Annotated in this window: 13 protein-coding genes; 5 read left to right on the top strand and 8 right to left on the bottom strand. The window is 61.3% G+C overall.

What is annotated here, in order from left to right; genetic code table 11:
• Positions 1–5: 5 nt before the first annotated feature.
• Positions 6–659 carry a hypothetical protein gene (locus tag HX898_RS08705; RefSeq protein ID WP_138332200.1) on the bottom strand — a complete coding sequence of 218 codons (654 nt, stop codon included), beginning with the start codon at positions 657–659 and terminating at the stop codon, positions 6–8.
• Between the two features lie 113 nt (positions 660–772).
• Here HX898_RS08705 and HX898_RS08700 point away from each other — a divergent pair, with 113 nt between their 5' ends.
• Positions 773–1,270: a ferritin-like domain-containing protein gene (locus tag HX898_RS08700; RefSeq protein WP_072639965.1), complete on the top strand. Its 498-nt coding sequence runs from the start codon at positions 773–775 to the stop codon at positions 1,268–1,270.
• Between the two features lie 45 nt (positions 1,271–1,315).
• Here HX898_RS08700 and HX898_RS08695 read toward each other — a convergent pair whose 3' ends face one another.
• Positions 1,316–2,224 (bottom strand): LysR family transcriptional regulator, encoded by a 909-nt coding sequence (locus HX898_RS08695; RefSeq protein WP_138332199.1) that lies wholly within the window; start codon positions 2,222–2,224, stop codon positions 1,316–1,318.
• Between the two features lie 125 nt (positions 2,225–2,349).
• On the opposite strand from HX898_RS08695, the gene HX898_RS08690 reads away from it, so the two are divergent.
• Both HX898_RS08690 and HX898_RS08685 read left to right on the top strand, forming a co-directional pair.
• On the top strand, positions 2,350–3,345 hold the full coding sequence (locus HX898_RS08690; RefSeq protein ID WP_180194453.1) for an aldo/keto reductase: 996 nt from the start codon (positions 2,350–2,352) through the stop codon (positions 3,343–3,345).
• 91 nt (positions 3,346–3,436) lie between these two features.
• On the top strand, positions 3,437–3,796 hold the full coding sequence (locus tag HX898_RS08685) for a nuclear transport factor 2 family protein (protein ID WP_180194452.1): 360 nt from the start codon (positions 3,437–3,439) through the stop codon (positions 3,794–3,796).
• Between the two features lie 54 nt (positions 3,797–3,850).
• On the opposite strand, the gene pheT is transcribed toward HX898_RS08685, so the two are convergent.
• The 5 genes from pheT to infC all read right to left on the bottom strand — a co-directional run bounded on the left by pheT (position 3,851) and on the right by infC (position 9,017).
• Entirely contained in the window at positions 3,851–6,274 is a 2,424-nt protein-coding gene (gene pheT / locus HX898_RS08680; RefSeq protein ID WP_180194451.1) for a phenylalanine--tRNA ligase subunit beta, read from the bottom strand.
• Positions 6,275–6,290: 16 nt separating this feature from the next.
• Entirely contained in the window at positions 6,291–7,373 is a 1,083-nt protein-coding gene (gene pheS, locus HX898_RS08675; protein WP_180194450.1) for a phenylalanine--tRNA ligase subunit alpha, read from the bottom strand.
• A gap of 150 nt (positions 7,374–7,523) precedes the next feature.
• Positions 7,524–7,928 (bottom strand): 50S ribosomal protein L20, encoded by a 405-nt coding sequence (rplT, locus tag HX898_RS08670; RefSeq protein ID WP_003544622.1) that lies wholly within the window; start codon positions 7,926–7,928, stop codon positions 7,524–7,526.
• Positions 7,929–7,966: 38 nt separating this feature from the next.
• The gene (gene rpmI / locus HX898_RS08665) at positions 7,967–8,170 is read right to left on the bottom strand and encodes a 50S ribosomal protein L35 (RefSeq protein ID WP_012759782.1); all 204 of its coding nucleotides are present in this window, start codon (positions 8,168–8,170) and stop codon (positions 7,967–7,969) included.
• Between the two features lie 310 nt (positions 8,171–8,480).
• Positions 8,481–9,017: a translation initiation factor IF-3 gene (gene infC, locus HX898_RS08660; protein WP_072640862.1), complete on the bottom strand. Its 537-nt coding sequence runs from the start codon at positions 9,015–9,017 to the stop codon at positions 8,481–8,483.
• 177 nt (positions 9,018–9,194) lie between these two features.
• Here infC and HX898_RS08655 point away from each other — a divergent pair, with 177 nt between their 5' ends.
• Entirely contained in the window at positions 9,195–10,034 is an 840-nt protein-coding gene (locus HX898_RS08655; protein ID WP_180194449.1) for an alpha/beta hydrolase, read from the top strand.
• Between the two features lie 165 nt (positions 10,035–10,199).
• A complete protein-coding gene (locus HX898_RS08650) occupies positions 10,200–10,799 on the top strand; it encodes a transglutaminase-like cysteine peptidase (protein ID WP_062941438.1) in 600 nt (199 codons plus the stop codon).
• 294 nt (positions 10,800–11,093) lie between these two features.
• Here the strand turns inward: HX898_RS08650 and mbfA are convergent, their stop codons facing one another.
• On the bottom strand, positions 11,094–12,077 hold the full coding sequence (gene mbfA / locus HX898_RS08645) for an iron exporter MbfA (protein ID WP_138388424.1): 984 nt from the start codon (positions 12,075–12,077) through the stop codon (positions 11,094–11,096).
• Positions 12,078–12,126 lie beyond the last annotated feature (49 nt).

The following is a 12,126-nucleotide window of genomic DNA, read 5'->3' as shown; positions in this document are numbered from 1 at the left end:
CCGCATCAGTTTCTGAGCGGGGGAAATCCTTCGTAAAGGGCGGCGTGATCGCCTTCCCAATTGGCCATACCCGCCTTGGTCAGGATACCGCGCGGACTGATATAGCTCTGGATCACTCGTTTTGGCCGTTCGTGCCACTGGATATTGAAGGCCCAGAGCTTCGGGAAAAAGCAGAGCGAGGCATAAGGCAGGTGGTCGTGAATCCACCAGGCAAGCCGCTGCCAGTCGCTTTCATCGTGGTAGTGGTCGACCATCCACGGCACGGCAATGCAGACGGCTGCACCCATGCAGCCGTCAAAATCCCTCATATCCCAGATGTGATGCGCGGCGGTGGCGGCATTGGTCGAGCAGTTCAGCTTGTTCTCATTGCCGAACCTGTTGACCGCGGGCGAACGATAGCCGGAACGGATATGCAGGCGCCCGAACGTCGCCTCTAGCGGCTCGAGCAATTCCTCGCAAAGCCTCTTGCCCGCTTCGATCGCCAGATCCGGATCCTCGGGGATATTGGGGATGCGATAGAAATCGGCGATTTCGGAATGCAGGAAATCGCGAAGGAAGAAGTTTTGCGAGAGCCGCACGCGGCCGAGATCCTCCAGACCCTTCATCGAATTCGGCTTTCGCATGACGTCATTCTCCTGCGCATCGACGGCAGGAATCATCGCCCGGCACCGATTTCCAGTCCACCCGAAATCGATCGGGAACAATTAGCGCGATCTTCGCTTCTTAATGTGTCGCCGCATTCGCGGTTTTCCCCAGAACAAGGATAGAGAAAATGGCCAAGGAAAAGACGTTGGAAGATCTATTCCACGACACGCTGAAAGACATCTACTTCGCTGAACGGCAGATATTGCGCGCCCTGCCGAAGATGGCGCGCGCCGCTCAATCCCCGGAATTGAAGAAGGGCTTCGAAAAACACCGCGAGGAAACCGAAGCTCAGGTCGAGCGCCTGCAGCAGGTTTTCGAGCTGATCGGCAAACGCGCCCAGGGCAAGACTTGCGAGGCGATCCAGGGCATCATCGCCGAGGGCGAGGAAATCATGGAGGAATTCAAGGGCACGGTGGCTCTCGATGCCGGCCTGATTTCGGCCGCCCAGGCCGTCGAGCATTATGAAATCGCCCGCTACGGCACGCTGAAGACCTGGGCCGCGACGCTCGGCCTCAAGGATGCCGTCCGCCTGCTCGATCAGACGCTGCAGGAGGAAACGGCCACCGACAAGACCCTCTCCCAGCTCGCCACCACGGCGGCAAACCAGAAGGCAAAGGCTGCCTGATGCACACGGCGCCCTAGTAAGAACGGGCGGCCCGGTTCCCATTCCTTACCGGCCGCCCGTATCCTGCTCGCTGTATCTGAAGAAATCGATGAAGGCGCGCAACGCCGGGCGCATCTGTCGCCGGGTGGGATAATAGAGAAACGGCCCGGCATAGGGCGCGCACCAATCTTCCAGCACCCGCACAAGTGTGCCGCCCGCCAGTTCGTCATAGACCCGCATGTCGAACAGATAGGCAAGGCCGGCGCCGTTCAGCGCCGCAAGCAGGGCCAGCCGATCCTCGCTGACGATCAGCGGCCCATCGACCGAAACGACGAGTTCCTGCCCGTTCTTTTCGAATTCCCAGCGATAGATCGAGCCGTTGGTGAAGCGCCGCTTGATACAGCGGTGATGGACGAGATCGCGCGGATGCTCGGGCTTTGGATGACGCTCGAAATATTCGGGCGAAGCGGCGATCACCGTCGTCAGATTAGGCGAGATCCTGACCGCGATCATATCGGCTTCCAGGCTCTCTTCCAGCCGGATGCCGGCATCGAAACCCTCCTTGACGATATCGGTGAAGCCGTCCTCATTGGCGATCTCCAGGGTGATATCGGGATAGAGGTTGAGAAAGTCGCCGAGCCGCGGAGCGAGCAGCAGATCGGAGGCGAAGCGCGGCGCGGTGATACGCAGGTTTCCGGCCGGCTTTGCGCGCGTATCGCGGACGGCCTCCAAGGCAATATCGATCTCCTCGAGTGCGGGACGAAGTCTTTCAAGCAGCAGGCGCCCCTCTTCCGTCGGCGCGACGCTGCGAGTGGTCCGCGCCAGAAGCCGCACCCCCAGACTTTCCTCAAGGCTCGATATCGCATGGCTGATGGCCGAGGGCGCGACGAGGAGTTCCTTCGCCGCCGCCCGGAAGCTGCGATGCTCCGAGACGGCGGCGAGAACGGCGAGTTGCGAGAGCTGTGTTCTGTTCATTGATCGAAATGATAGAACAACCTGTTAGAAACTGCATGTATTTTCTGATTGATAGCGCAGCGATATGGTCTGGCGGTACCGCAACCATCCGTTAGCGGCTCAAAATCAGCTCAGAGGAGCACATCATGAAAACCCGGAAACTCGGAAACGATCTGACCGTCTCTGCCGTCGGTCTCGGCTGCATGGGCATGAGCTTTGCCTATGGCGCCAGCGACGATGCGGAATCGATCAAGACACTGCATCGCGCCATCGATCTCGGCGTCACTTTCTTCGATACCGCCGAAGTCTATGGTCCCTTTACCAACGAGGTTCTTCTTGGCAAAGCGCTGAAGCCGTTCCGCGACCGCGTGGTGATCGCCACCAAATTCGGCTTCAAGATCGATGCCAGCAAGCCGGGTACTGCCGCCATCGCCGGCGTCGACAGCCGCCCCGAGCATGTACGAGCGGTCGCCGAAGCCTCGCTGAAACGCCTCGGCATCGACACCATCGACCTCTTCTACCAGCACCGGGTCGATCCCAACGTGCCGATCGAAGAGACGGTCGGCGCCATGGCGGAACTGGTGAAGGAAGGCAAAGTCCGGGCGCTCGGGCTTTCGGAAGCCGGCAGCGCCACCATTCGCCGCGCCCATGCGGTCCATCCGATCGCAGCCTTGCAGAGCGAATATTCGCTCTGGACGCGCGATCCCGAAGAGGAGGTGCTTGCCACATGCCGCGAACTCGGCATCGGCTTCGTGCCCTACAGCCCGCTCGGCCGCGGCTTCCTGACCGGAGCGATCCGCAAAGTGGAGGATCTCGACGCGGACGATTTCCGCCGGCAGGTGCCGCGGTTCCAGGCGGAAAATTTCGACGCCAATGCCGCCCTCGTCTCAACGCTCGAGCGGCTTGCCGCCGAGAAGGGCGTGACGGCGGCGCAGCTGGCGCTCGCCTGGGTGTTGAGCCAGGGCGACGACATCGTGCCGATCCCCGGCGCCCGCAAGCTTCACCATCTCGAACAGAATGCGGCCGCTGCCAATATCGTGCTGAGCCCGGCGGAACTCGAGCAGCTCAGCGAAGCGATCCCCGCCGGACAGGTGGCCGGCAAGCGTTATTCGGACGCCTCACTCGCCATGACGAACATCTGAACCTGAAAAGCCCGGTCGGCCACAACCGGCCGGGCTTGCCTTCGGGGCTGGCGAAACTATCTAACGCCATCTCTGAGAACGGGATGACAATATGTCGGACAGGCAGGCAGTCGAACAGACGGTTCATCTCTATGTCGAAGGCATGGCCTTCGCCAATGAGGCAGCCTTGAAAAAGGCCTTTCATCCGAAAAGCTCGATCATCGGCCATTACGAAAATGCGGTCGAGTGGCTGACGCGAGACGAGTTCATCGCCGCGATCCTGCAGGAGGAGCCAGCGCCGCCCGGCACGCAGCCCTACATGGATATCCAGAACGTCGACGTCGAGGGCGATGCAGCAAGCGTCAAGGTCACCGACGACTTTGCCGGCATGCGATTTACCGATTATCTCTCGCTGCTGAAGATCGACGGCCGCTGGACGATCGTCAGCAAACTCTTCCATCTGCATCGGTGAAAAGACCGGCCGCAATTCGCGACCGGTCCATTATCTGGAAACGTTAGATGAAGCTCAGCTTCTGAGGACACCGCCGGTGAATTTCGCAACACTGGCGACGATCTTCTGCGTCAGCGCCTCGAAATCCTCGTCCGTCAGCGTGCGCTCGACCGGCTGGATCTGAACCTCGATCGCCACCGATTTCTTGCCGTCGCCAACCGATGCGCCCTCGAAGATATCGAAGACATTGACGCCCGTCACCAGCTTGCGGTCGGCGCCGGTGGCGGCCTTGACGATGGCGCCGGCTTCCACCGTCTTGTCGACGACGAAGGCGAAGTCGCGCCGCACCACCTGGAAGGGCGACAGCTCGAGCGCCGGCTTGGTGCGCGTCGCCTTGCGCTTGGCCTCCGGCATGGCGTCGACATAGACCTCGAAGCCGCAGAGAGCACCGGAGACGTCGAGCGCTTCCAGCGTCAGCGGATGGAATTCGCCGAAATAGCAGAGCACGACCTTCGGCCCCATCTTGATCGTGCCGGAGCGGCCGGGATGATACCATTCCGGTCCGCCCTGCTCGATCTGGATATTGCCCATCGGCAGGCCGCAGGCTTCGATGACGGCAAGCGCATCGGCCTTGGCGTCGAAGACGTCGACCGGCTTGCCGCCGCCCTTGGCGGTGTTCGACCAGGCGCGACCGGCGCCGGCAAGCGAGGCCGTGCCGCGGCGAATGCCGCCGGCCACGCGGCGCTGACCGTCAGGCCTGTCGTTCTCATAAGTGCCGGAGACCTCGAAGAGCGCGACGTCGCCGTAACCCTTGTCGGCATTGCGCTGGGCTGCGGTCAGCAGGCCCGGCAGAAGCGACGGGCGCATATCCGACATTTCGGCGGCGATCGGGTTGGCAAGCTTGAGCGTCGGCGAACCGCCGCCGAACAACTTTGCCTGGTCTTCCGGAATGAAGGACCAGGTGACGGCTTCGAGCATGCCGCGCGCGGCGAGCGCCCGCTTAGCGAGGCGGCTGCGGATCTGCAGCGTCGTCAGGATCTTGCCGTTGACGGCCGCATGGCTTTCGAGCGGCGCCGGCTTGATATTGTCGACGCCGTGGATGCGCATGACCTCCTCGACGAGATCGGCCTTGCCATCGACATCCGGGCGCCAGGAGGGAACGGCAACGGAGACGCGCTCGCCGGAACCGGAGACGGTGAAGCCGAGACGTGTAAGAATCGAATTGCTTTCCTCATTCGAAACGTCGAGGCCCGTCAGGCGCTTGACCTCCGAATAGGGGAAATCGACGATCTTCGGTTCGTAACCCTGGTAGCCGACGATCTCGGCCTTGGCGGCCTTGCCGCCGCAAAGTTCCAGCACCAGTTCCGTCGTGCGTTCGAGACCGGGGACCATATAGTCCGGATCGACGCCGCGTTCGAAGCGGTAGCGGGCATCGGTGATGATGCCGAGGCCGCGGCCTGACTTGGCGATGTTCATCGGGTCCCAGAGAGCGGATTCGATCAGCACGTCGACGGTGTTTTCGTCGCAGCCGGAATGTTCGCCGCCCATGATGCCGCCGATCGACTCGATGCCATTCTCATCGGAGATGACGACGTTGCTCGGCGAGAGCTTGTATTCGCGCTGGTCGAGCGCCAGCACCGTCTCGCCTTCGGCGGCACGGCGGACGGTCAGGTTGCCGTTGATCTTGGCGGCATCGAAGACGTGGATCGGCCGTCCCTGATCGAAGGTCATGTAATTGGTGACATCGACCAGAGCGTTGATGGGGCGCAGGCCGATGGCGATCAGCCGCTGCTGCATCCAGCGCGGGCTCGGGCCGTTCCTGACGCCGCGTACGAGGCGGAGCGCAAAGCCCGGGCAAAGCTTCGGATCATCGAGATCGAGCGTCAGCTTCACCGGCGTCTCACCTTCGACGACGAAGGACGGTGCGGGCCGCGTCTTCAGCGCGCCGAGACCGGAGGCGGCGAGATCGCGGGCGATGCCGTGGATCGAGGTGCAGTCCGGCCGGTTGGGCGTCAGGTTGATCTCGATGAGGGGATCGTCAAGATGAGCGTAAGTCGCATAGCTCGTGCCGACAGGCGCGTCGTCCGGCAGGTCGATAATGCCGTCGTGACTGTCGGAGATCTGCAGCTCCTTTTCGGAGCACATCATGCCGTGGCTTTCGACACCGCGGATATTGCCGACGGCGAGCGTCACGTCGATACCGGGAACATAGGTTCCGGGCGCTGCGAAGGCGCCGACGAGGCCGGCGCGCGCATTCGGGGCGCCGCAGACGACCTGGACCGGCGCGCCGGAACCGGTATCGACCATCAGCACCTTCAGGCGATCGGCCTGCGGATGTTTTTCGGCCGAGACGACCCTGGCGATGACGAAGGGCTTGAAGGCCGCCTTGTCGTCGACGTCCTCGACCTCCAGCCCGATCTCGGTGAGGCGCGTGCAGATTTCATCGAGGCCGGCATCCGTTTCCAGATGCTCTTTCAGCCAGGAGAGCGTGAATTTCATCGTCCCAATTCTCCGTTCAAGCGCTGAGGCCGCCGAACAGCGTCGGCATGTCGAGCGGGCGGAAGCCGTAATGCGTCATCCAGCGGACGTCGGCGTTGAAGAAGTCGCGCAGGTCGGGCATGCCGTATTTCAGCATGGCGATGCGATCGAGGCCCATGCCCCAGGCAAAGCCCTGATATTCGTCCGGATCGAGCCCGCCGTAACGCAGCACGTTCGGATGGACCATGCCGCAGCCGAGGATCTCCATCCAGTCGGTACCCTCGCCGAACTTGACGATCGGGCCGGAGCGGTCGCACTGGATATCGACCTCGAAGGACGGCTCGGTGAAGGGGAAGAAGGACGGGCGGAAACGCATCGTCACGCTGTCGACCTCGAAGAAGGTCTTGCAGAATTCTTCCAGCACCCAGCGGAGGTTGGCGACATTGGCCTTCTTGTCGACGACCAGGCCTTCGACCTGATGGAACATCGGCGAATGCGTGGCGTCCGAGTCCTGGCGATAGGTCTTGCCGGGAATGATGATGCGGATCGGCGGTGTCTGCGTCTCCATGGTGCGCACCTGCACCGGCGAGGTATGGGTGCGCAGGACCTTGCGCTCGCCATTCTCATCCGGATTGAAGAAGAAGGTGTCGTGCATCTCGCGGGCCGGATGACCTTCGGGGAAATTCAGCGCGGTGAAATTGTAATAATCGGTCTCGATGTCGGGACCTTCGGCGATCGAGAAGCCCATGTCGGCGAAGATCGCGGTGATCTCGTCGACGATCTGGCTGATTGGATGGATGCGGCCGCGCTCGGCCGGCGAAGAGCGCACCGGCAGGCTGACGTCGACCGTCTCGGCCTTCAGCCGCGCATCGATTGCCGCTTGCCGGAGCGTCGCCTTACGGGCGGTAAGCGCCTCGGTCACGGCGGTCTTCAGGACGTTGATCGCAGCGCCCTTGCTTTGGCGCTCTTCCGGCGTCATGGCGCCGAGCGTCTTCAACAGTTCGGAGACGGAGCCCTTCTTGCCAAGGGCGGAAACGCGCACGGCTTCGAGCGCCGTCTCGTCATCGGCGGCGGCGATTTCGGCGAGCAGCGATGTGTTGAGCTGGTCGATATCTGACATTGTCACTTCTTTCCGTCCAGTATCAGGCGGGCGATCGGGAGGCGGGCGGCGCCGACCGGCGCCAGGAATATAAAGAAAGAAAAACCCGCGCTAGCCCAAACCAGCGCGGGTTTCCCAAAATCATAAATTCAAAAGCTTGGGAAGCGCTGGTTACTTGACCGCGCCTTCAAACTCGTTCGCCGTGCCGGCTTCCTTGAGGTATTCAAGAGCCTTCTTGGCAGCGCTGACCAGCGCGCCGAATGCTTCCGGCTCGTGGATCGCCATGTCGGAGAGAACCTTGCGGTCGACTTCGATGCCAGCCTTGTTCAGGCCGTCGATGAAGCGGCCGTAGGTCAGGCCGAATTCACGCACAGCGGCGTTGATACGCTGGATCCAAAGCGCACGGAAGTTGCGCTTGTTGACCTTGCGGTCGCGGTAGGCGTACTGCTTCGAACGATCGACAGCAGCCTTGGCGGTACGGATGGTGTTCTTGCGGCGGCCGTAAAAGCCCTTTGCGGCCTTCAGAACCTTCTTGTGCTTGGCGTGAGAGGTGACGCCTCTTTTTACACGTGCCATATCATGATCTCCTTAAATCTAGCGTTCGCGGACGAGTCTCAGAGACCGTTCGGCAGGTAATTCTTGATAACCTTGCGGCCATCCGGTTCTGCGAGAACCATGGTGCCACGTGCATCGCGAATGAACTTGTTGGAACGCTTGATCATGCCATGGCGCTTGCCGGCAGCGGCAGCCTTGACCTTGCCTGACGCGGTGATCTTGAACCGCTTCTTGGCCGAGGACTTCGTCTTCATCTTGGGCATTTTGCTACTCCTTCTGTCCTCCCTGCGCGCTTTATCAAAAAGCCCTTCCCGCGAAGTCCGGTTCTCCGGCCATCGCAACAAGGTGCGGGAGCGTTTGTTGTTGATCTGCGGCATCGGCGACGAACCGTTCCGCAAGCATTCGAAACTGCCACGGCATGCCCTGCCGGTCAGTTCGGACGCGCGCTTATAACCGCGGCGTCATGAAAGTGCAACGGGGCGGCGGAGGAATCTTCGCGCATCCCAAAATACACCGGCAGAAAGCACAAAAGCCGCCCTTGCGGACGGCCTTGGGCGAAAAACTGCCTGGCGCTTATTTCGGCGCCAGCACCATCATCATCTGGCGGCCTTCGAGCTTGGGTTCAGCTTCGACCTTGGCGAACTCGATCGTATCGGCCTTGACCTGCTGCAGAAGCTTCATGCCGAGTTCCTGGTGGGCCATTTCACGACCGCGGAACTTCAGCGTCACCTTGACCTTGTCGCCTTCGTCGAAGAAGCGACCCATCGCCTTCATCTTCACCTCATAATCATGGGTGTCGATGTTCGGGCGCATCTTGATTTCTTTGACTTCGACGATCTTCTGCTTCTTGCGCGCCTCGGCAGCCTTCTTCTGGTTAGCATATTTCAGCTTGCCCAGATCGAGGATCTTGCACACCGGCGGTTCGACATTGGGGGAAATTTCGACGAGATCGAGGCCGGCTTCTTCCGCCATTTTCAAAGCCTGGTCGGTGGGCACGATGCCGACATTCTGTCCATCAGCTCCGATCAGCTGAACTTTGGGAATGCGGATTTCACGGTTCGAGCGCGGTCCGTCCTTCACGGGCGCATCGGTTTTAAAAGGTCTGCGAATGGTCGTATTCTCCTCGCGTTGTTTTCGGAACGTTGCAGCATCGCGCTCCCGATTAGGGGCACAAACGTGTCGCGTCATCGCTGCAACGGAGTCAATATCATCCTTTAGCGGAAAAATCACCCGCTGTCAGCCTGCCAAGAATCTGTTTTATAGGCCAAAACAACAGGAGTTTCGCCGATGTCCGATCAGATGCCCGATTCCGCACCGCAGTTCCTGACGGTCGGCGAGGGCGAAGCGGCGCGTGAGATCGCCATGCTCGTCCGCCCGGCGCAAGCCGGCAATGGCGCGCTGGCGCTTGTCTGGCTGTCCGGCTACCGCTCCGACATGAGCGGCACCAAGGCGGTGGAACTCGATGGGCTGGCGGCGGAACTTGGGCTCGCCTGCATCCGCTTCGACTATTCCGGCCACGGACTTTCCGGCGGCAGCTTCGGCGACGGCACGATCTCGCGCTGGCTGGAGGAGGCGCTGGCCGTCATCCGTCATGTCGCCCCCGATCGGGTGATCTTCGTCGGCTCGTCGATGGGCGGCTGGATCGCGCTCAGGCTGGCGCAGGAGCTTGCGCGGCAGGGCGGCCCGAAGCTCGCAGGGCCAAAGCTCGCAGGGATGGTGCTGATCGCACCGGCCCCCGATTTCACCTCGGAGCTGATCGAGCCCAACCTCAAGGCCAAAGAGCTGAAGTCGCTGGCCGAGCGCGGCTATTTCGAAGAGCGTTCGCAATACAGCCCGGAACCCAACATCTATACGCGGGCGCTGATCGAGGACGGTCGAAAGAACCGGGTGCTCGACGGCATCATCGAAACCGGCTGCCCGGTGCATATTCTCCAGGGCATGAAAGACGCCGATGTGCCGCATGCGCATGCGATGAAACTGGTCGAACATCTTCCCGCCGACGACGTGGTGCTGACCTTCGTCCGCGACGGCGACCATCGCCTTTCGCGCCCCGGCGATATCGCTCTTCTCCTGAGTGCCGTCAAAGGTATCATCCGTTCATCAACAAATAGGCAGATGCCCACTTGAACGGCAGAGGCGGATAAATTCGCCTGATGCAGGTCCCCAACCCGTTGCATTTTAACCATGTCGGCGAGTCGTAAGGTCCCCCCAAGAAGTAACGATTGACTCTTTTGGGCCCTCTCCATTAACACTTTGTTAATAAATAAGGGGCGATGCAAGGAAAGAGCGGGCGTGCGGATCAAGGGTATCTTTGTGGCCATGATGGCCGTGTTTGCGATGGCGACGGCCGCCATACCGGCCCCAAGCAGAAATGCTTCAATGGTAACGGGCAATGCCACTTCACAGCCGATCGGCCACTACGATTTCTGTCAGATCCACCGCAGTGAATGCGGCGCAAACCGCAATGCAGGCCCGGTCGCCATGAACCCGGGGAAGTGGTCGCTCGTGCGTTCGGTCAACGCCACGGTCAATCGCACGATCACGCCGATGACCGACAAGGAAATCTACGGCAAGGATGAGGTCTGGGCCTATCCGACCACCGCCGGCGACTGCGAAGATTTCGCGCTCTTGAAGCGCCGCATGCTGATCCAGCGCGGCTTTTCGGCTGCCGACCTGCTGATGACCGTCGTGCGCAAGCCTGATGGTGAAGGCCATGCGGTGCTGACGCTGCGCACCGCCGAGGGCGATTTCGTGCTCGACAACCTCGCCGCCGACGTCAAGCCGTGGTTCGGGACCCCCTATTCCTTCGTCAAGCGCCAGTCGAGCTACAATGCCGGCCGCTGGGTCACCATCGAGAACGGCCGCGACGTCCTGGTCGGCGCGCTGCGGTAAGGGTTGCAATAGAGAATGTGGAAAGGCCGGCGGTTTGCCGGCCTTTTTGTTTTTGCGTCTCTCCGTTCGCGCCAGGTCAGTTTTAGAGGCGAGTTGTCCGCCGTTACTTGCCTCTCGCTGCGCTCAAGGCGTTCGTCGCTACCGCTCCTCACCCCCCTCATCTGTCCTTCGGACATCTTCTCCCCGCTGGGGAGAAATGTGCCGCACCGTCTCCCGGCCCTTCGCTTTGGGCTCAGGGCGTTCGTCGCTGCAATCGATTCACTGGATCGATTGCTCGGCTTCGCCGACCGCGCCTCACCCATTCCCAATCAAAATCCCCGCGCCGAGCACCAAGCCGCCACCCAGCACCACCTGGAAGGCAGCGCGCAGGAAGGGGGTTTCCATGTAGCGGTTCTGGATGAAGGCGATTGCCCAGAGTTCGAAGAAGACGACGACGGCGGCGGTGATCGTCGCCGTCCAGAAGTGCGGGATCAGATAAGGCAGTGCGTGGCCGAGGCCGCCGAGCGCCGTCATGATGCCGCAGGCAAGGCCGCGCTTGACCGGCGAGCCTCTGCCGGAGATCTTGCCGTCGTCATGGGCGGCTTCGGTGAAGCCCATCGAGATGCCGGCGCCGACAGAGGCCGAAAGACCGACGAGAAAGGTCTGCCAGGTATCCTGCGTGGCAAAGGCGGCAGCGAAGATCGGCGCCAGGGTCGAGACCGAGCCGTCCATCAGTCCGGCAAGACCCGGCTGCACATATGTCAGCACGAATTGCCGATGCACCGTCGCGTCCTCGTCGTGCTTGACGTCTTCGGGCGTATGTTTGTCGCCCAGCATGCGGGCGATATCCTCATGCCCCTGTTCGGCGAGGGCGAGATCGCCGAGAAGCTCACGCGTCGAGGCGTCCGAGGTCCGTTTTGCCGCCTCGACATAGAAACGATAGGCCTGCTCCTCCATCGCCTCGGTTTCCTGCCGCATCGCATCCAGCGAAAGGTTTGCCCTGAGCCAGTCGGGCTTGCGCTCGTAGAAGCCCTGCACATGCTCGCGCCGGATCAGCGGGATGCGCTCGCCGAAACGCTGGCGATGAATCTCGATCAACGACTTGCGATGCGTATCCTCGACCTCGGCCATATCCTCGAAGACCTTGGCCGAGGCCGGAAATTCGCGGCGCAGCCTGTCGGCATAGGCAAGATAGATGCGGGCATCGTCTTCCTCGGAGGCGATCGCCAGGGCGAGAATCTCCTGCTCGGTCAGCGATCCAAACGATCGTTTCGAGGATCTGAAAAACCGCGCCAGCATGACCTTCTCCAATTTTTAGAATTATTCTAAATCTAAATAAGGAGGCGGT

The sequence above is a fragment of the Rhizobium sp. WYCCWR 11128 genome (assembly GCF_013416305.1).
In the GTDB taxonomy this organism is placed as follows: Bacteria; Pseudomonadota; Alphaproteobacteria; order Rhizobiales; family Rhizobiaceae; genus Rhizobium; species Rhizobium indicum.
The sequence above is the reverse complement of the archived record's forward strand: the minus strand, read 5'-3'. Positions and strand labels throughout refer to the sequence as shown.